The organism is Mesorhizobium sp. M1050 (assembly GCF_040318715.1).
In the GTDB taxonomy this organism is placed as follows: Bacteria; Pseudomonadota; Alphaproteobacteria; order Rhizobiales; family Rhizobiaceae; genus Mesorhizobium.
In genome coordinates, this window is sequence record NZ_JAMYMV010000035.1 from 46,765 (window position 1) to 64,270 (window position 17,506).

The window sequence follows — 17,506 nt, forward strand, 5'->3', positions numbered from 1 at the left end:
CAGACCGAATGGAGTGAGTACATGACCGCATCGCCATCCGCAAAAACCGGAAAACCAAAGCTCGCCTTCCGCCCGCTGCCGGTGCCGCAGGTCGACGTGCACGGCTTCTGGGGCGACCGCGCCGACGCGGTAGCCACACGCACCGCCGATATCCTCTACGACCGCTGCGTCGAGGCCCGCATGCTGGAGCAGATCGACCCGGACCGGCCCTCGCCCGGCGTCGTCATTCCTTTCCACTCGCCCTCGCCCGACGAAGCCGACCGCCAGGGCGCGGAATTCACCGGGTCGACGGTGACCACGCAGATGTTCTGGGATTCCGATCTCGGCAAGACGATCGAGACCGCGGCCTATTCGCTCTACCGGCGCAAGAATCCAGAACTGGAGAAGAAGATCGATGCCGTCATCGACATGTACGGCAAACTGCAGCAGGAGGACGGCTATCTCTCGAGCTGGTACCAGCGCATCCAGCCCGGCAAGCGCTGGACCAATCTGCGCGACTGCCATGAACTCTATTGCGCCGGCCACCTCATCGAGGGTGCGGTCGCCTATTACCAGGCGACGGGAAAACGCAAGCTGCTCGACATCATGTGCCGCTATGCCGACCATATCGCGTCGGTGCTCGGCCCCGAACCCGGCAAGAAGAAGGGCTATTGCGGCCACGAGGAGATCGAGCTGGCGCTGGTCAAGCTGGCGCGGGTGACCGGCGAGCGAAAATACATGGATCTCGCCAAATACTTCATCGACCGGCGCGGCCAGCAGCCGCATTATTTCGACGAGGAGGCCCGCGCCCGCGGCGCCGACCCGAAGGCCTACCATTTCAAGACCTATGAATACAGCCAATCGCACATTCCAGTGCGCGAGCAGGACAAGGTGGTCGGCCATGCGGTCAGGGCGATGTACCTCTATTCGGGCATGGCCGACATCGCCACCGAATATGGCGACGACAGCTTGCGAGTGGCACTCGACCATCTGTGGGACGATCTCACCACCAAGAGCCTCTACATCACCGGCGGGCTCGGGCCGTCGGCTCACAATGAAGGTTTCACCAGCGACTACGATCTGCCCAACGAAAGCGCCTATGCCGAGACCTGTGCCGCGGTCGGACTGGTGTTCTGGGCGAACCGCATGCTCGGCATGGGGCCGAATGCCCGCTATGCCGACATGATGGAACGCGCCCTCTACAATGGCTCGATCTCGGGCCTGTCGCTCGACGGCTCGCTGTTCTTCTATGAAAACCCGCTGGAAAGCCGAGGCAAGCACAATAGGTGGAAATGGCACCGCTGCCCCTGCTGCCCGCCCAATATCGGGCGCATGGTCGCCTCGATCGGCAGCTATTTCTACAGCCTGGCCGACGACGCGCTGGCCGTCCATCTCTATGGCGACTCGACCGCCCGCTTCGATATATCAGGCGTGCCGGTGAGCCTGACGCAGGCAAGCCGCTATCCCTGGGACGGTGCCGTCGAGATCACGATCGAGCCGCAGGCGCCGGTTGCGTTCACATTGCACCTGCGCATCCCGGCGTGGAGCACCGACGCTGCGCTCAAGGTCAATGGTGAGGCGGTCAAGTTGGCGGATGTCACCAGCGACGGCTACGCGGCGATCCGGCGGACATGGAAGAAGGGCGACCAGGTGCGGCTCGATCTCGAAATGCCGATCGAGCGGCTTTACGCCAACCCGCAGGTGCGCCAGGATGCCGGCCGCGTCGCGCTGTCGCGCGGGCCGCTGATCTACTGCGTCGAGGCGACCGACAATGACAGCCAGCTGCATCGGCTGACGCTGCCAAGGACGGCCAGCCTCGAAGCGCAGCACCGGCCCGAGCTTCTCGGCGGCGTGGTGACGCTGTCGGCTACAGCACTTGCCGATGCCGCAGACGGATGGCAAAGCGGGCTCTACAGGCCCGAACCGCCGGCCACTACCGAGACGCGCCTGACCGCCATTCCCTACTTCGCCTGGGACAACCGCGAGCCTGGCGAAATGCTGGTTTGGCTCAGAGATGGGTGAAGCGGCCTATCTCCTCGGCCACCAGTTCCTGCAATCGCCAAAGATTACGGTCGCGGATACCGCAGGTTTCGAGGTGACGGATGGTCGCGAACAGATATTCAGCGCCCGAGCCCCAATGACCGACGGCCGTGGCCAGCGTTGCCGCGATCACCTGCTTGTCGAGCTTGCCGGCATAACGCGGATTGGCGGGATCGACGACGAAGCCAAGCGCGCGGCATAGGCCGTCACCTGTCCTGACCCGCAGCCAGCGCGGCACGTTGACGGCGGGCAGAACGGTCATCTCGCGGCGCAGCAGCGCTTCGAGATTGGCCGCCACCGGTTCGGCGATCTCGAACACCATGCCCTGGCACTGGCCGCCACGATCGAGCGCCATCATCAGGCCGGGCCGCTCGACCGTGCCGCGAAAACGCTTGACGGTGAAACAGAAGGACCGATGCCAGCCCGTTGCCACCGCCCTTTCGCCGCCACGCAATTCGCCAACCGGATTCCACAACAGTGAACCATAGGCGAACAGCCTTGTGGGCCCCACCGGGGCCGAAGCCAGCACCTCGTCGCGGACGCGCGCATAGTCGGCGTCGGTCATGTAGACCATGCCCGGCGTCGGCCCGGCATCCTCGACCGCGCGCATGGTGCGGGCGACGAGCTCCTCGGTCAGCGCCATCGGCGCCTTGCGCGGCGATACGGCAGAAATCGGCTTGTTCATTTTCGCGCCCCCGGCCCTCTCCGCCATGTTTGCCCAAGGCAGAGGGATACTCAAGGTCCATGTGACCGGCGCGAAATCCGGTGACTGATGCCGGGCGTGCGCGATTTGCTCGCCCGGCTGCTGGTCTATTCTAGTGTTTGGTGCTCTTGCCGCCGATGGGAATGCGCTTTGTCCTGCTCTGCGCCTTCTCGGACTTCGGCAAAGTGACGAACAGCACGCCATTGCGGAAATCGGCCGCTACCTTGTCCTCTTCGACTTCGAAACCGATCGGAATGCGACGTTCGAAGCGGCCGTAGAACCGCTCGGAGAACTGACGTTCCTTGTCGTCGGTTTCGGCCTGTTTTTCACCGCGCAACGTCAGGACGCCGTCATCGAGCAACACCTCGATGTCCTTATCCTCCATGCCGGGTATCTCGGCCGTCACACGGATCTCCTTGTCCGTTTCGGAGATTTCCACGCTGGGCCAGCTACCGCCGGCCGAAGACAACATGGACGGAAGCCGTGAGCCGAAGCCGCGAAACATGTCGTCGACAAGGCGGCTCATCTCGCGATGCAGGCTCATGAACGGGTCCTGGTCGCGGTCGCGAAACAGGGTAGAAGCCTGGTTGGCGTCGCGGCTCCATGGCATTAGATCACGAATGGTCATTGCATTGCTCCTTTCTTGATCCTGGTTTTTGTTCGTTTACATGCCATGCTCCGGGGGACAATGTGCCGTCCGACCCACACCCCATTTGCGCTTTCTGTTTTTCGCTCCCTTCTGTTCCGATCCGCTCCACCTGGGAAACACCCTGGACCAGGTCTCGCGGGCCTTCATCGCCTCCGGCTACCTGGTGCCCGAGTTTGACGGCCACAAAACCACCACTCTCCGCGGCGCCGCCATGAAGCCGGCGCCCGCGTCGGCACCGGTATGATTGATTTGGGGTTTGCCGCGGTGGGGTCAAGATCCGATAATGCAATGTGATCGTAGAACTGCGGTGGCGCCGGCGCGCGTGGCGGTCACGGCGGAGGCCGCCGGCCGGTGCGAAATCCGGACACCGCGGAACGAGACCAAGTCTGAGGCGTTTTACTCAGTTGGAGGGCGTTATGAACGATGCGTCGGCGAAGCCCATCGGGCCGGTGCTTACATCGGCCGAACGGGTCAACACGCTATCGCATTTTCATCGCGCTGAGATCGCGCGCATGGCGGGGTGGCGAGATCGGCTCGACCGGACGACGAACTGGGCGATCACGGTGGTGGCGGCGCTGCTTTCGGTGTCGCTGTCCACGGCCAGTGCGCATCACGGCGTGCTGCTGTTCGCCATGCTGCTGATCCTCCTGCTGCTGTGGATCGAGGCGCGCCGCTATCGCTTCTTCGATTTCTATCGGGCTCGCGTGCGCCAGTTCGAGCGTCACTATTTCGCGCAGATCTTCTCCCCGCAACCCGACTTTGCCTCTGATTGGCTGCTCATCGTCGGCGAAGGCCTGCGCGCGCCGAAGTTTCTGCTGTCGCAGCGCGCTGCGCTGGCGCGCCGCCTGCGGCGAAACTACATCTACCTGTTCCTGATCCTACTGCTGGCCTGGATGGTCAAGATATCGACCCCCAGTCTTCAGGCCGTGGGCCTCAGGACCGGGTTTGTCGGTTCGCTTCGCGAGGCCGTCGACAGCGCCGCCCTTGGCCCCATTCCCGGTGTGGCGATCGTGGTCGTTGTGGCGGCATTCTATGCCGGGCTGTTCGCCATCGTCTTTTTCGTGGCCGGCGACGACGGCGAACTTTCCTTCGGCGACGTCCATGTTTGACGTCGATGTCTGGCGACACGCGGCTGCAACGCAAATGATGGCCTGCGCGTTGTGATGGTCAGTCTGCCGAGGCGTTTTGAGGGAATTCATGACCTGTCGAATCGGCAACGACGTCACGCAGCATTGCGCCGGCCCTTTTGCTGGCCGTATTCGGTTTGGCGTCGGCAGGCACGACCTTCGCCGCGCAGCCGGCAGGCCACGCTTCGGGCATGGGTGGCTCGGCGGAGGGGGTGTTCGTCGCCGAGATCGTCTTGCTGCTTCTGGTCGGCCGGGGTGTCGGAGAGATCTTCCAGCGCCACGGTCAGCCGGCGGTCATGGGCCAGCTCATCGGCGGCATCCTGCTCGGGCCCTCATTGTTCGGCTGGCTGTGGCCCGACGCGCAGCACCTGATCTTCTCGACCGATCCGGCGCAGAAAAGCATGATCGACGCGGTCTCGCAGCTCGGCATTCTGCTGCTTCTGCTGTTGACCGGCATGGAGACAGACCTGCGCCTCGTGCGTCGGGTGGGCGCGGCCTGCTTTTCGATCTCGATCACCGGCGTCATCGTGCCCTTCGTCTGCGGTTTCGCACTGGCGCAGTTCCTGCCCGACACATTGCTGCCCAACCCGACGCAGCGCGTCGTCGCCGGGCTGTTCCTGGGCACGGCGCTATCGATCTCCTCAGTCAAGATCGTCGCCATGGTGGTGCGCGAAATGAACTTCATGCGCCGCAATCTCGGCCAGGTCATCATCTCATCGGCGATCATCGAGGATACGATCGGCTGGCTCATCATCGCCGTCACCTTCGGCATCGCCACCAACGGCAGCCTGCAGCTGCTGCCGCTGCTCACCACGGTCGCCGAGGTGGCGCTGTTCATGGTGTTCTCCTTCACCATAGGCCGCCGGCTGGTGTTCATGCTGATCCGCTGGAGCAACGACTCTTTCCGCAGCGAATACGCCGTCATCACCGTCATCCTCCTCATCATGGGCGTGATGGCGCTGATCACCAATCTGATCGGTGTGCACACCGTCCTCGGTGCCTTCGTCGCGGGCATCCTTGTTGGCGAATCGCCGATCCTGTCCGCCCACATCGAGGGCCAATTGCGCGGCGTCATCACAGCGCTGTTCATGCCAATCTTCTTCGGCATGGCCGGCCTGTCAGCCGACCTCACCGTGCTTGCCGACCCGACGCTGGCGCTGCTGACGCTGGCGCTGCTGGTCATTGCCAGTATCGGCAAGTTCGGCGGCGCCTTCCTCGGCGGCAGGATTGCCGGCATGTCGCTGAAGGAGGCAATCGCCGTCGGCAGCGCCATGAACGCACGCGGCTCGACCGAGGTTATCGTCGCCAGCATCGGCCTGTCGATGAACATCCTCTCCCACAACCTCTTCACCATGATCGTCACCATGGCCGCCCTCACCACGCTCGCCATGCCACCAATGTTGCGCTGGGCGCTCGGCCGCTTGCCTGTCGACGATGTCGAGAAGCAGCGCGTCGACCGCGAATTGCTCGACGAGCGCGGCTTCATCTCGAAGCTTGAGCGGTTGCTGCTGCTGGTCGACGACAGCCCGATCGGCAAGTTCACCGCCTACCTCGCCGGACTGGTTGGCGGCGGCAGCGGCATGCCGACCACTTTGCTCCATCTCAAGGATGGCAAGCTCGCCGGCCCGACCCGCGACAAGGGCCCGGAACAGTCAGTCAAGGAAGTGAAGAAGGGTGCGCGGAAGAGCGCAAAGGCCGTCAGCAAGGCCGAGGACACCTTGGTCGCGAAAGTCCATCTGACCACCCGCACTGAATCCGGGGCGACAGCCGCGACGATCGCCGAGGAGGCCCGCAAAGGCTACGGCCTGCTGCTGCTCGGCCTGGAAGACGCTTTCACGGTGAAGGGGTCGTTCACACCGGCGCTGAACGACATCACCGAAGGGTTCGACGGCCCGCTATGCCTGGTGCTGAAAGGCGCCGGATCCACCGGCAAGATGCCGGTATTGCGGACCGGAACCACCATACTGGTTCCCGTCAACGGCACCGAAGTGTCGCGCCGCGCCGCCGATCTGGCCCTGGCGCTGGCACGCCCGAGTCGGGCGCGCGTGAAGGTTCTCTACGTCTCGAAGGCGGCGCGGCAAGGCGGGAGGATCACGTCCGTCTCGCACCGGCGCGAAGAAGCCATGCTGAAGGATATTGCCGATCTGGCCGTTCGGTATGGCGTACAGGTCGACACCGCAATCCGCACCCGCGCCACCCCTGACAAGGCGATCGCCAGGGAGGTCGCCAAGGGGGCTGCCCTGGTGGTGATGGGTGTAACGCAAAGGCCGGGCGAAGAGCTGTTCTTCGGCGATACCGCGACGGCGGTGCTTGCCGCCGTCACCTGCCCGGTGGTGCTTCTGGCCAGCGAACGCATCCGCTCCGCGGAGGCCAGAAAGGAGGTTACCGAGGTTGGCGCTTGATCTACACTCCGCCGGAAGACGGCATTCGAGCCTAGAAGCCGAAGAAGTGCTTGCCGATCATGTAGCCCAGCGCCGCCACGACCAGCGGGAACAGTGCCGGTGCGGCCTTGCTGAACACGGAGATCCTGGCGTCCTTTGGCGGCATATAACGCGCGTTGCCGAGATTCTTGGTCATGGCTACTCCAGGCGGATCGCTTGATTAGCAAATGCTTATTAACAGCATGGCCGCATTAACGGTTTGCAAAGAAATTAGATCGAATAGCCGACCATTGGCCGGGGGGCGCAGGGTTGAACAAGCGCACGCCATGCGTGCGCAGTCGAACAGGCAGCGAGGCCTTTAAAAAAGAAATCCGGGAGCTATGTCGGACTGGCCGCCTCTCGTTCGTCCTTTGGCCATTGAACAAACAATCACGAAAGGATCTGGAATATGCCCGGCACCGTACGTCTGCACCGCGTTCTGACGACCAGCCCGCAGAAGGTCTATCGCGCCTTCACCGAGGCGGATGCGCTGGCGAAATGGCTTCCGCCGAACGGCTTCACCTGCACGGTCGATCACCTTGAGGCGAAGGTCGGCGGGACGTTCAAGATGGCCTTCCGCAACTTCACGACCGGCGGCAGCCATTCCTTCGGCGGCGAGTATCTCGAACTCGTTCCAGGAGAACGCCTGCGCTATACCGACCGATTCGACGACCCCAACCTGCCCGGCGAGATCCAGGTGACCGTAATCTTGAAAAAAGTGTCGGTCGGCACCGAGATCGACATCACCCAGGCCGGCATTCCGGATGCGATTCCGGTCGAGGCCTGCTATCTCGGCTGGCAGGAATCGCTCAGGAACCTGGCAAAGCTCGTCGAACCCGAGATCAATCAGTAGGCTGCGGCCGCCAGCTTTGGGTGTCGCACAAAAAGCGGCACGGAGAGCTTGACCAGAGACGGCGCATGTGGACCTTTTCCACCCAAAGGGAGGTTTGCATGCGACGTTTCCTGGCCGTGCTTTGCGCTGTAATCCTTGCCTCTTCGGCTGAGGCCAAAACGCTTTACTACGGCGGCAGGGCGGGCATGGAGGTCACAATCGTCAAGGCATCCGGCATCGGCTCTTCGCATGCCAGGATACTGACCGGGCACACAAGGCGGAATGCAATCGCCTTCTGCCGCGACTATGTTGGCAAGGTGACCGAGGACTGCATTGCCAAGGAGTTGCAAACGCCCTTGCACCTCGAGATCACCGCGAACTGCCGGACCGGCAAATTCACCACCCTCTATGGTGCGAACATGCGGTTCCAGGGCCGCAACCCCGATGCGGACGCGACGACGGACTATTTGATATCGGACACCGACGACAATGTGGTGCTGGATGGCTCGGGTGCCTCGGGATACGACTACACTCTGGACCAGTTCAAAGCCCTGTGCCCCAATCGCGTGCGCTAGGACCATTCGCGAGGCATTGCGGCGTTGCCTGGCCCGCTAAAGCCTGAAGATTGGAGTGTGGCAGGCACAGCCATTTGTCGATACTCGTCATCGCAGTTTGACGCCTCCGGGCGTGTCGTGAATGCAGCGGAGGCCAAAGAGCATGACCCTTACCAACCGGGACATCGTCGAATTGACCGCGTGGCGGCGCCAGTTGCACCAGCATCCGGAAATCTCGAACGAAGAGGAGAAGACGGCAAAAGAGGTCGTCGACTTCCTCGCCGATACCAGACCGGACAAGGTGCTGACCGGCTTGGGCGGCCACGGCGTCGCGGCCATATACGACAGCGGCAGAGCGGGGCCGACGGTGCTGTTCCGATCGGAGCTCGATGCCTTGCCGATCGAAGAACTTTCGGGCGTACCGCATTCGTCGCGCGTGCCTGGCAAGTCGCATATGTGCGGCCATGACGGGCATACCGCGATCCTTGCATCCCTCGGCCGCCAGCTCGGGCGCGAGAGGCCGGCAAGCGGCCGCGTCGTGCTGATGTTCCAGCCGGCGGAAGAAACCGGCAATGGCGCGGCCGGCATCGTCGCCGATCCGCGCTTCGGCGAGATCGCGCCGGATTTCGCCTTCTCGCTGCACAACTTGCCCGGCGTGCCGTTCGGCGAAGTGCGGCTCAAAACCGGCGTGGTCAACTGCGCCTCACGCGGCATGCGCATCGTGCTGGAGGGCAAGACCGCGCATTCGTCGATGCCGGAGACCGGCGTCTCGCCGATGCTGGCGATCAGCCAGCTGATGCCGGCCCTGCCCGCGCTCGGGCGCGGGACCTTCGCCGATGACGACTTCTCCATGATCACCGTTACTCATGCCGCGATGGGCGAAGCCGTGTTCGGCATCGCGCCTGGTCATGCCGAGGTGTGGGCGACACTGCGGACCCGCCGCGACGAGCGTATGGCTGACCTGTGCGCCGCCGCCGAGGCGCTGGTCGCGAAGATTGCCGCCGAGCATCGCCTCGCTGCCCGGTGGGACTATCACGAAATCTTCGTCGCCAGCGTCAACGCGCAGGATGCGGTGGAGCACCTGCAACGCGCGCTCGGCGAAGAGGGCGTCGCGCACAGCGAAGAAGCGCTGCCGATGCGCGCCTCGGAAGATTTCGGCCTGTTCGGCCACAGCGCGTCATCGGCGATGTTCTTCCTCGGCGCAGGCGAGCGGCACCCGGCATTGCACAATCCAGACTATGACTTTCCCGACGAGCTGATCCCGATCGGCTCAAGGATTTTCATGCGCGCGGCACGCAATGTTCTGGGCTGACTCGATGTTGGAACAGCCTGACGCAGATGGACATCCGCAGCTGGCGAACGCAGCGTGCGCTAATGCCGCTTGAAGTACTGGACCTCACGCTCGTGCTTCTCGGCGGCCTCGCGCGATTTGAACGTACCGAGATTTCTGCGCTTGTGGGTTTTTGGATCGACCTTCCGGGAATAGAGTCGGAACTCCCCGGACTTCAGCTTGCGGATCATGGCAACCTCCTGTGCCAATATTGAATTCGTCAGGGCCACGCCGGTTCCGTCGGTCCATGCGGGCTGCGGCAGTGGCGAGAAGCGGTTGGCGACCTATGTCACAAGAGCGCGGGTGGAACGCGAGGACGGAAATCAGCCTTTAGATCGAAAGGAACACGCAGTGCCAAAGACGCCGAAGAACACGATTTGCCTCTGGTTCGACAAGGACGCCGAGGCTGCGGCTCGTTTCTACGCGGAGACCTTTCCAGACACCAAGGTGGGGGCCATTCACCGTGCGCCGAGCGATTTTCCGTCCGGCAAGCAGGGCGATGTGCTGACGGTCGAATTCACCGTCGCCGGCATTCCCTGCATCGGACTGAACGGCGGCTCCGCGTTCAAGCAAAGCGGGGCCTTCTCGTTCCAGATCGCCACCGACGATCAGCAGGAAACCGACCGCTACTGGAATGCCATTGTCGGCAATGGCGGCCAGGAGAGTGCGTGCGGCTGGTGCAAGGACAAATGGGGCGTGTCCTGGCAAATCACGCCGCGCACACTGATCGAGGCGATGGCGGCCGGCGGCGACGAAGCCAAGCGCGCGTTCGATGCAATGATGGACATGAAGAAGATAGACGTCGCAGCGATCGACGCGGCCCGGCGCGGCTGAGGCTCTTTCACTGCCGAGTTTTATCTGACCTTGATGACGACCTTGCCCTTGGCACGTCCGCTTTCGACGTAAGCCAGAGCCTCGTTGGTCGCTTCGAAGGGAAATATCCGATCGACAGCCGGGCGGATCGCTCCGGATTCGATGAGGGATGCAATCTTGCTCAACTGATCACCCTGCGCCCACATGAAAAGGAACGAGAACTTCACGCCGCGGCGTTTGGCTTTGGTCCGGATATCTCGGCTCAACAGGCGCAGTATCAGCCTCAGCACGGGGTTCAGTCCCTTTTCCCGGGCGAATTCGGGATCCGGCGGACCGGAGATGGAGATCAATTTCCCACCCGGTTTCAGCACATTCAGCGATTTTTCAAGCGTCTTTGCGTCCTGGCTGTTCAAGACGACGTCGTATCCCGACAGAACTTTCTCGAAGTCGTCCTTCCTGTAGTCGACGACGATATCGGCGCCGAGGCCCTTGACCAGGTCGGCACTCGCCGCGCTCGCGGTGGTCGCAACCGTGGCGCCGAGGTGCTTTGCCAATTGGATGGCGAACGTTCCCACGCCGCCGGAACCGGCCTGAATGAAGACTTTCTGTCCCTTCCCTAGGTTTGCCCTTTCAATGAGCGCCTGCCAGGCGGTCAACCCGACCAGCGGGATCGAGGCCGCCTCTTCCATGCTGAGATTTTTGGGCTTCAGGGCCACGTCGGCTTCGTCCATGGCGATGAACTCGGCGAATGCACCGATCCGTCCATCGCGCGGCCGTGCATAGACATCGTCGCCAGGTTTGAACTTGCGGACTTTCGATCCCACGCGGACAATCCTACCGGCCACGTCATGGCCCAGGATAATGGGCCTGCGATAGGGCAGGATGAGCTTGAACTCGCCGGTTCTGATCTTGGAATCGAGGAGGTTCACGGCCGCGGCGTGGACCTCGACCAGGACGTCATTGTCCCCAAGCACCGGCTCCGGCATCTCGGCCAGCCGCAGAATGCCCTTCTTGTTATATTTATCGACGACGAATGCCTTCATGACAGTGACTTCCTGAAAATGTTTGTTGATGTTCCGCGACGAAAAAACCGCCCTGAGAAAGACGTCAGGCATCGAGGAAGGCCAAGGCCTTCAAGACGAAATCGGCGTGGTACTGGAAGACCCCGCCATGTCCGGCATCGGGATAGATCACCAGTTGCGCTCCAGGGATACGCCGGGCGAGATCGTGCGTGTTGCCGGTTGGCACCATCCTGTCGTGATCTCCGTTCGCAACCAAAGCAGGAATTCGGATGGCGCTCAGGTCCTGCGGCGCCTGCAGTCCGTAAGCCTTGATCGCCTTGAGCTGGGCGCGGAACGCGCTCAGCGATACCGGCTTGTCGCGATCGGCGTGGCGCTCCGTCAACCGCCGCAGGAAAGCTTTGGCGGCGCGGCGCCCATTCGCTGTCCTTGTGAAGAAGAGATAGTATTTCGGATCTCGAAGAGTAAGCGCCCCCTTGATCATGTCGACGATCGTCAACGGCGTCACCTTGTCGATGCCTTCGCCACCGGCCGGCCCGGTGCCGGCCAGGATGAGCTTGCGCACAAGCCTGGGCTCGCTCAGCACGATCTCCTGCGCGACGAAGCCGCCGAGCGAAAAGCCGAAGAGATCTACTTCTTCGAGCCCCAGCGCCCGGATAAAGGCGACCGCATCCCGTGCCATCTCGGCAACGCTTGACGGCGTTTTGCCGCCCGAAGCACCGATGCCCCTGTTGTCGAAGGCAATCACCCACCGGGTCGCGGCGAGGCCATCGACGATGCGTGGATCGAAGTTGTCCAGTTGAGCAGCGAGATGGTTGAGCAGGATCACCGGGACGCCGGTCCTGGGGCCGAGCTCCCGGTAGACGAACGCCGTGCCGCCGACATCCACCGAACGCGTCGGCGTGTCCTGGAACGACGCCGGTGAGCGGGGCGACTGATTGAACCTATGCGTCGTGCTTGGCACCTCCGTCTTGTGGGGATTGGCCAATTGTGTCGTCGTTGCTAGGCGCATGTTGCGTGAGATCCTCTATCTGACTGTTCTTCAGACCGGCAGGCGGAACTGCTTGCGCAGGCTCTTGTCGAATATCCCCGCGGGGGCAAAGCGGCGCAGAAGGCTGACCTGGCGCGCTGCTTTGCCGGCGGTATAGCGCCGTCGCGGATTGGCATCGGTCGCCGCCTTGACGACCACCTGGGCCACCACTTCCGGTCGATCGGCTACAGGCATCACATCGCGAAGGAGCGCTTCGAGTCCGGCTCGTGCCCGATCGTATTCTTTCAACAGGGAATCCGGCTCGATCCCGTTCTGGTCGAAGACGGTACGGACGAACGCCGGCTCGATGACCGAGACGCGGATATTGAAGGCACGAACCTCGTGATCGAGCGATTCCGAATAGCCCTCGAGCGCGTGCTTGACCGCCGAATAATACGCTGAATACGGCGCCGGCACGAATCCCAATACCGAGCCGATATTGACGATGCGTCCTTCGCCGCGCCGCCGCATCGACGGCAACACCGCATTGGTCACGCGGATGACACCGAACAGATTGACGTCGAACAGAGCCTGCACTTGTGCCACTGAGGATTCCTCGGCGCCTCCAAGCAGACCGACGCCGGCATTGTTGACCAAGAGGTCGATCCGGCCGGTCTGCGCGAGCACCGTTGAGACAAGTGCGGTGACGGCCTCGCCATCGGTCACATCACAAATCAGCATGGTCACCCCGTCCGGGCCGTTGGCCTTGCGGCGGCTCGTTCCGAAAACAGTGAACCCTGCCCGCACTAGCGCCTCGGCGCTGGCGCGGCCGATGCCCGAGGAGGCTCCGGTAACGATCGCGGTTTTTCCCGAATTCATAGTCATTTCGTGCTCCAAGCTGATGGGGGCTAGCTTTTATGCGCCCGTTGAATTATACTCATAATATCAGATTATGCTCATAATGCAATAGCAGAAAGGAATGGCAGCCATGCGTTACGAAAAGGGCCGGAAAGACGCGTCACGCAGCCGGATCATGGAGGTCGCCGCCGACCGCTTTCGCGGCGACGGCATAGCCGCGTCCGGACTTGCGACCATCATGAGCGACGCCGGCCTGACGAACGGCGCGTTTTATCCCCACTTCCAATCCAAGGCGGAGCTTGTGCGCGAAAGCGTGGCGGCAGCCATGGAGCTTCAGGCGCAGCAGATGGCGGAAGCATTGGCCGCGGGTGGCCCGGAGATGGCCATTGAGGCGTATCTCTCGGCCGAGCATCGAGACAATCCGGGAAAGGGCTGCGCGTCAGCCGCGCTGCTGCCGGAGCTGGCGCGTCAGCCACCTGAAACGCGCGACGCCTATACCGACCATTTGCTGGCTTTGGTGCGCCAATTGGGTGAGGCACTTCCGCGGGCCAAGGACCCGGAAGGCGTGGCGCTTGCTGTCTTTGCGACGGTCATCGGTGCGCTTCAAATGGCCCGCGCTGTCAAAGGAACCGAATTGTCCGATCGCATCCTCGCGGCAGGGAAAGACGCGGCGCGGACGCTGGTCCAGCCTCGCATGGGCACGTAAAGGACATCCTCAAACGGATTGGCGCAACACGCAAAGCTCCGCACAGGCTCAACCTTGTGCGATCTGCCGAAGTCGCGCGACAAGCCGACGGCGATCCTAGAGGTCGAGAGCGACCGTCATGCCGCGAACTTCGGCCATTTCCAGCAACAGGTCCTGCAGTCTTTCGTCCAGCCCGGCACCGGTCAGCGTCAGAAGCTCCCTGATGCTCTCTTTCATCGATATGACGGCGGCACCTGTCTTCTCGGCGAGCAGCCGTCCGACGGCCGCTCGGATCAGGTCGTCCTGACCAAGCATTGTTTCACCTCCCAACGCTCTACAACCTCCCCCACCGGCAGTTCCGTGAATGTGTCGAAATCGAGAATGGGCCTGTCGGCTCTTCCAGGATTTCGAAACGCTCCATCCCAAATCTCCCCTGCACAAAAGCAGCTACTACCGCCGATACTCCTAAAAGGTTTCCTCCGCGATATCTTTTTCACGCTTTGGTTGTAGCGAATGCCGCCAAGCCAGGCATGGCGTAGGGCTGCACGGTCAAAAAATCCCTGAGCGCCGTTCTAAAACTTGACGCGTCTCAACTTAGTGGAAGACATGCGGAAACGCCGGGCATTGATAGGAGCATGCCGTAGCGGTCGGCGAAGCCACTGACCGACCTTGCAGTCGCGACCTGGCGCGGATGACCGATATCGAGCGATAGAGGAAAGCGGCCAGCGTCGAGGCCTAGCCTACTGCCTACTGCCTACTGCCTACTGCCTACTGCCTACTGCCTTACTTCCCGCAGTGATGATCGTTGATTTTGTTCAACGCATTCGCATCTGGTCCGACGCGATGGTAGGAACAGGCGCCGGCCGCCGTCGTGAACAGCTGCTGATCATAGTAACGCGGGCCGCCAAACAGGATGTCGATGAGATCGCCTTCGGCGGGAACGTAGCGTTCGGAGTGGGCTCGGCGGTCGTAATGCCGGTCGCCAGCGAAGGCCGGGGCACAGAGGCTTGAGCCCGTTGCCACAGCGAGAGCTAGGATCGCAACGCATTTCGTGGTCATCGGCAGCACCCTCCTGGCCATTTCGGAATCGCACTATACACCCAACATGGCCAGCCGGACAAAAGTTCCAACGAAGATCGCGATAGGCTCTTGCCGAAGTCTGCTGCCTCGCTCATCCATGGCCCGTGGAAATTTGGGACCAGCGATGACCGATGCCAGCCTTCATCTCGTCGAAGCGACGATCGGCCAATTGCGCCGCGCGCTCGACGACGGCACTGTCACCAGCATCGAACTGGTCGGTGCGTATCTCAGGCGCATCGCGCATTTCGACCGCCACGGCATAACCCTCAACGCCGTTCCGGTGCTCAATCCGGCGATGTTCGAGGAGGCGGCCGCCTCCGACCAGCGGCGCCGCAACGGCGCCATGCTCGGGCCGCTCGACGGCATCCCCTACACTGCCAAAGACAGCTACAAGGTATCCGGCCTGACGGTGGCTGCTGGCTCGCCAGCCTTCGAGCATCTCATTGCCAATGAGGATGCCTTCACCATCGCCCGGCTGCGCGCCGGCGGCGCCGTGCTGATCGGCCTGACCAACATGCCGCCGATGGCCAATGGCGGCATGCAACGCGGCGTCTACGGCCGCGCCGAAAGCCCTTACAATGCCGACTATCTGACTGCGGCCTTCGCGTCGGGCTCATCCAACGGCTCCGGCACGGCGACGGCAGCCAGCTTCTGCGCCTTCGGGCTTGGCGAAGAGACCTGGTCGTCGGGCCGCGCGCCGGCGACCAACAACGCGCTGGTCGCCTACACGCCATCGCGCGGCATCATTTCGGTGCGCGGCAACTGGCCGCTGGTGCCAACCATGGATGTCGTGGTGCCGCACACGCGCAGCGTGCCCGACATGCTCGAACTGCTCGACGTGATCGTCGCCGACGATCCCGAGACGAGAGGCGATTTCTGGCGTGCGCAGCCTTGGGTCGTCTTGCCGAAAAGCTCCGACGTGCGGCCGCCACGCTATACCGACCTCGCACAGGCGGGATCGTTGAAAGGCATGCGCCTCGGCGTGCCCAAAATGTATATCGGCCGCGACAGCGACGCCGATGCGCCGATCGAAACCCGGGCCTCGGTGCTTGCCCTGTGGGAGCAGGCCGCCGCCGATCTCAGGCGGCTTGGCGCCGAGGTGATCGAGGTCGATTTTCCCGTCGTCTCCAACTACGAGCGCGACCGCCCCGGCGCGCGCACCATGGTCGAGCGCGGGCTGGTGCCGCAAGATTTCGCCGAGCGCGAACTCTGGGATCTCTGCATCTGGGGCTGGGACGACTTTTTGCGCGCCAACGCCGATCCCGCCCTGCCCGATCTCGTTTCGGTCGATGGCCCCAAAATCTTCCCGCACCCGCCGGGCACACTGCCCGACCGCTACGAAGGCGGCTTTGACCTGGCCGAGTATGTCGAGCGGGCGCGAGCCGGCGTCACGCCTTTCGCGGACATTCCAACGCTCGAAGAGGGCCTGAAGGGGCTGGAGACGACGAGACGGATCGATTTCGAGGACTGGCTGGATGCACTGGGCATCGACGCGGTGGTGCTGCCCGCCGCCGCCGATGTCGGCCCGTCCGACGCCGACGTCAACGATGCATCCGCCGCCATTGCCTGGCGCAACGGCACCTGGGTCGCCAACGGCAATCTGGTCTGGCGCCATTTCGGCATCCCGACGGTCACCGTGCCGATGGGAACCATGGCCGATATCGAAATGCCGGTCGGCCTGACCTTCGCCGGCAAGGCTTACGAGGACGAAAGGCTGCTGCGCATGGCCGGCGATTTCGAACACTCCACGCAGCGCCGGACCCGCCCGCCGCGCACGCCCGAGCTGCCCGACGAAGCCTTTTCGAGCCGCCCTGCCCGAGCCGGCGACGGCAAGGCGTCGCCGTTTGCCATAAAACTCGCCGCCGAGACGCGGCCTTCCGGCGAGCAGCACGAGATCCTCATCACGCTCGACCTGCCCAACGAAGCCGCCGAGGCGGCCAGCGTCAAAGTGCACGTCAGCGGCGAGGCGGTCGCACTGCAGCGCAGCGGCGCGCGCTTCAGCGGGCGTGCGCTCGTCCCGGCCGCCGAGCATCAGCGGTCCCACAGCGTCTGGCGCGGCTCGTATGGGTCGATCGTAACGGCGGTAGTGCGCCTGGAGGATGGACGGACGGCTGGTGCTTATGCTGTCGCCGGTGGCATCGGGTGAGCGGAGCGGGAAGAACCCAGCACCGCCGTCGAGTTCCTTGGCGCCCCCCTCTGTCCTGCCGGACATCTCCCCCGCAAGGGCAGGGGAATCGCATATGAGTAAGAGTAAGTCTTGCGTTGAGTGGAAAGGTTGATTCTTTAGGGGCCTTCTCTTTGAAGAGGAGACCCAATGCCGTTTCTGCTTTCGATTTTGCGTGAAATTCGGGATCCGCGTGACATCAACGCGCGTCATGATCTGGCGGAGCTTCTGTTCTTGGCTCTGCTTGCGACCCTGTGTGGGGCCAAGAGCTGTGTTGACATTG

At 62.9% G+C, this 17,506-nt stretch carries 19 protein-coding genes; 10 read left to right on the forward strand and 9 right to left on the reverse strand.

Annotated features, from left to right (window positions below):
- The first annotated feature begins 21 nt into the window (after nucleotides 1-21).
- Nucleotides 22-2,001, forward strand: a complete 1,980-nt coding sequence (locus NKH57_RS19470) for a glycoside hydrolase family 127 protein (protein ID WP_352946295.1) — start codon at nucleotides 22-24, stop codon at nucleotides 1,999-2,001.
- On the opposite strand, the gene NKH57_RS19475 is transcribed toward NKH57_RS19470, so the two are convergent.
- Both NKH57_RS19475 and NKH57_RS19480 read right to left on the reverse strand, forming a co-directional pair.
- Nucleotides 1,988-2,704: a gamma-glutamylcyclotransferase gene (locus NKH57_RS19475; protein WP_023760007.1), complete on the reverse strand. Its 717-nt coding sequence runs from the start codon at nucleotides 2,702-2,704 to the stop codon at nucleotides 1,988-1,990. The genes NKH57_RS19470 and NKH57_RS19475 overlap by 14 nt on opposite strands.
- Before the next feature lie 130 nt (nucleotides 2,705-2,834).
- Nucleotides 2,835-3,350 carry an Hsp20/alpha crystallin family protein gene (locus tag NKH57_RS19480; RefSeq protein WP_031260414.1) on the reverse strand — a complete coding sequence of 172 codons (516 nt, stop codon included), beginning with the start codon at nucleotides 3,348-3,350 and terminating at the stop codon, nucleotides 2,835-2,837.
- Nucleotides 3,351-3,787: 437 nt separating this feature from the next.
- On the opposite strand from NKH57_RS19480, the gene NKH57_RS19485 reads away from it, so the two are divergent.
- Nucleotides 3,788-4,480, forward strand: a complete 693-nt coding sequence (locus tag NKH57_RS19485; protein WP_023760004.1) for a DUF2270 domain-containing protein — start codon at nucleotides 3,788-3,790, stop codon at nucleotides 4,478-4,480.
- A 209-nt stretch (nucleotides 4,481-4,689) separates the two neighbouring features.
- The gene (locus NKH57_RS19490) at nucleotides 4,690-6,900 is read left to right on the forward strand and encodes a cation:proton antiporter domain-containing protein (RefSeq protein WP_502907314.1); all 2,211 of its coding nucleotides are present in this window, start codon (nucleotides 4,690-4,692) and stop codon (nucleotides 6,898-6,900) included.
- Between the two features lie 31 nt (nucleotides 6,901-6,931).
- Here the strand turns inward: NKH57_RS19490 and NKH57_RS19495 are convergent, their stop codons facing one another.
- Nucleotides 6,932-7,075 carry a hypothetical protein gene (locus tag NKH57_RS19495; protein ID WP_023760002.1) on the reverse strand — a complete coding sequence of 48 codons (144 nt, stop codon included), beginning with the start codon at nucleotides 7,073-7,075 and terminating at the stop codon, nucleotides 6,932-6,934.
- A gap of 252 nt (nucleotides 7,076-7,327) precedes the next feature.
- Here NKH57_RS19495 and NKH57_RS19500 point away from each other — a divergent pair, with 252 nt between their 5' ends.
- From NKH57_RS19500 to NKH57_RS19510, 3 genes are all read left to right on the forward strand, one after another.
- The gene (locus NKH57_RS19500; RefSeq protein ID WP_023760001.1) at nucleotides 7,328-7,771 is read left to right on the forward strand and encodes an SRPBCC family protein; all 444 of its coding nucleotides are present in this window, start codon (nucleotides 7,328-7,330) and stop codon (nucleotides 7,769-7,771) included.
- A 98-nt stretch (nucleotides 7,772-7,869) separates the two neighbouring features.
- Nucleotides 7,870-8,325, forward strand: coding sequence for a hypothetical protein (locus NKH57_RS19505; RefSeq protein WP_352946300.1), 456 nt, complete (start codon nucleotides 7,870-7,872; stop codon nucleotides 8,323-8,325).
- Nucleotides 8,326-8,467: 142 nt separating this feature from the next.
- Nucleotides 8,468-9,616: an amidohydrolase gene (locus NKH57_RS19510; protein ID WP_352946302.1), complete on the forward strand. Its 1,149-nt coding sequence runs from the start codon at nucleotides 8,468-8,470 to the stop codon at nucleotides 9,614-9,616.
- A 59-nt stretch (nucleotides 9,617-9,675) separates the two neighbouring features.
- Here the strand turns inward: NKH57_RS19510 and NKH57_RS19515 are convergent, their stop codons facing one another.
- Nucleotides 9,676-9,825, reverse strand: coding sequence for a hypothetical protein (locus tag NKH57_RS19515; RefSeq protein ID WP_023759550.1), 150 nt, complete (start codon nucleotides 9,823-9,825; stop codon nucleotides 9,676-9,678).
- 160 nt (nucleotides 9,826-9,985) lie between these two features.
- Here NKH57_RS19515 and NKH57_RS19520 point away from each other — a divergent pair, with 160 nt between their 5' ends.
- Complete coding sequence (locus NKH57_RS19520) at nucleotides 9,986-10,468, forward strand: VOC family protein (protein ID WP_352606388.1); 483 nt, start codon at nucleotides 9,986-9,988, stop codon at nucleotides 10,466-10,468.
- Nucleotides 10,469-10,488: 20 nt separating this feature from the next.
- On the opposite strand, the gene NKH57_RS19525 is transcribed toward NKH57_RS19520, so the two are convergent.
- From NKH57_RS19525 to NKH57_RS19535, 3 genes are all read right to left on the reverse strand, one after another.
- A complete protein-coding gene (locus NKH57_RS19525; protein WP_352946305.1) occupies nucleotides 10,489-11,490 on the reverse strand; it encodes an NADP-dependent oxidoreductase in 1,002 nt (333 codons plus the stop codon).
- Nucleotides 11,491-11,554: 64 nt separating this feature from the next.
- Nucleotides 11,555-12,478 carry an alpha/beta fold hydrolase gene (locus tag NKH57_RS19530; RefSeq protein ID WP_352946308.1) on the reverse strand — a complete coding sequence of 308 codons (924 nt, stop codon included), beginning with the start codon at nucleotides 12,476-12,478 and terminating at the stop codon, nucleotides 11,555-11,557.
- A 30-nt stretch (nucleotides 12,479-12,508) separates the two neighbouring features.
- A complete protein-coding gene (locus NKH57_RS19535; protein WP_352606394.1) occupies nucleotides 12,509-13,321 on the reverse strand; it encodes an oxidoreductase in 813 nt (270 codons plus the stop codon).
- Nucleotides 13,322-13,424: 103 nt separating this feature from the next.
- Here NKH57_RS19535 and NKH57_RS19540 point away from each other — a divergent pair, with 103 nt between their 5' ends.
- The gene (locus NKH57_RS19540; RefSeq protein ID WP_352946311.1) at nucleotides 13,425-14,000 is read left to right on the forward strand and encodes a TetR/AcrR family transcriptional regulator; all 576 of its coding nucleotides are present in this window, start codon (nucleotides 13,425-13,427) and stop codon (nucleotides 13,998-14,000) included.
- 96 nt (nucleotides 14,001-14,096) lie between these two features.
- On the opposite strand, the gene NKH57_RS19545 is transcribed toward NKH57_RS19540, so the two are convergent.
- Together NKH57_RS19545 and NKH57_RS19550 are read right to left on the reverse strand one after the other, a co-directional pair.
- Nucleotides 14,097-14,294 carry a hypothetical protein gene (locus tag NKH57_RS19545; protein ID WP_352946313.1) on the reverse strand — a complete coding sequence of 66 codons (198 nt, stop codon included), beginning with the start codon at nucleotides 14,292-14,294 and terminating at the stop codon, nucleotides 14,097-14,099.
- Nucleotides 14,295-14,762: 468 nt separating this feature from the next.
- A complete protein-coding gene (locus tag NKH57_RS19550; RefSeq protein ID WP_352946315.1) occupies nucleotides 14,763-15,038 on the reverse strand; it encodes a hypothetical protein in 276 nt (91 codons plus the stop codon).
- 145 nt (nucleotides 15,039-15,183) lie between these two features.
- Here NKH57_RS19550 and NKH57_RS19555 point away from each other — a divergent pair, with 145 nt between their 5' ends.
- Together NKH57_RS19555 and NKH57_RS19560 are read left to right on the forward strand one after the other, a co-directional pair.
- Entirely contained in the window at nucleotides 15,184-17,205 is a 2,022-nt protein-coding gene (locus tag NKH57_RS19555; protein ID WP_352946318.1) for an amidase, read from the forward strand.
- A gap of 168 nt (nucleotides 17,206-17,373) precedes the next feature.
- Nucleotides 17,374-17,506 (forward strand): transposase family protein (locus NKH57_RS19560; protein WP_352946324.1); only part of this gene is annotated, 133 nt, incomplete at its 3' end.

Coding starts and splice junctions, on each gene's coding strand:
- NKH57_RS19470 (WP_352946295.1), top strand. CDS start 22: ATGACCGCATCGCCATCCGCAAAAACCGGAAAACCAAAGCTCGCCTTC.
- NKH57_RS19475 (WP_023760007.1), bottom strand. CDS start 2,704: ATGAACAAGCCGATTTCTGCCGTATCGCCGCGCAAGGCGCCGATGGCG.
- NKH57_RS19480 (WP_031260414.1), bottom strand. CDS start 3,350: ATGACCATTCGTGATCTAATGCCATGGAGCCGCGACGCCAACCAGGCT.
- NKH57_RS19485 (WP_023760004.1), top strand. CDS start 3,788: ATGAACGATGCGTCGGCGAAGCCCATCGGGCCGGTGCTTACATCGGCC.
- NKH57_RS19490 (WP_502907314.1), top strand. CDS start 4,690: ATGGGTGGCTCGGCGGAGGGGGTGTTCGTCGCCGAGATCGTCTTGCTG.
- NKH57_RS19495 (WP_023760002.1), bottom strand. CDS start 7,075: ATGACCAAGAATCTCGGCAACGCGCGTTATATGCCGCCAAAGGACGCC.
- NKH57_RS19500 (WP_023760001.1), top strand. CDS start 7,328: ATGCCCGGCACCGTACGTCTGCACCGCGTTCTGACGACCAGCCCGCAG.
- NKH57_RS19505 (WP_352946300.1), top strand. CDS start 7,870: ATGCGACGTTTCCTGGCCGTGCTTTGCGCTGTAATCCTTGCCTCTTCG.
- NKH57_RS19510 (WP_352946302.1), top strand. CDS start 8,468: ATGACCCTTACCAACCGGGACATCGTCGAATTGACCGCGTGGCGGCGC.
- NKH57_RS19515 (WP_023759550.1), bottom strand. CDS start 9,825: ATGATCCGCAAGCTGAAGTCCGGGGAGTTCCGACTCTATTCCCGGAAG.
- NKH57_RS19525 (WP_352946305.1), bottom strand. CDS start 11,490: ATGAAGGCATTCGTCGTCGATAAATATAACAAGAAGGGCATTCTGCGG.
- NKH57_RS19530 (WP_352946308.1), bottom strand. CDS start 12,478: ATGCGCCTAGCAACGACGACACAATTGGCCAATCCCCACAAGACGGAG.
- NKH57_RS19535 (WP_352606394.1), bottom strand. CDS start 13,321: ATGACTATGAATTCGGGAAAAACCGCGATCGTTACCGGAGCCTCCTCG.
- NKH57_RS19540 (WP_352946311.1), top strand. CDS start 13,425: ATGCGTTACGAAAAGGGCCGGAAAGACGCGTCACGCAGCCGGATCATG.
- NKH57_RS19545 (WP_352946313.1), bottom strand. CDS start 14,294: ATGCTTGGTCAGGACGACCTGATCCGAGCGGCCGTCGGACGGCTGCTC.
- NKH57_RS19550 (WP_352946315.1), bottom strand. CDS start 15,038: ATGACCACGAAATGCGTTGCGATCCTAGCTCTCGCTGTGGCAACGGGC.
- NKH57_RS19555 (WP_352946318.1), top strand. CDS start 15,184: ATGACCGATGCCAGCCTTCATCTCGTCGAAGCGACGATCGGCCAATTG.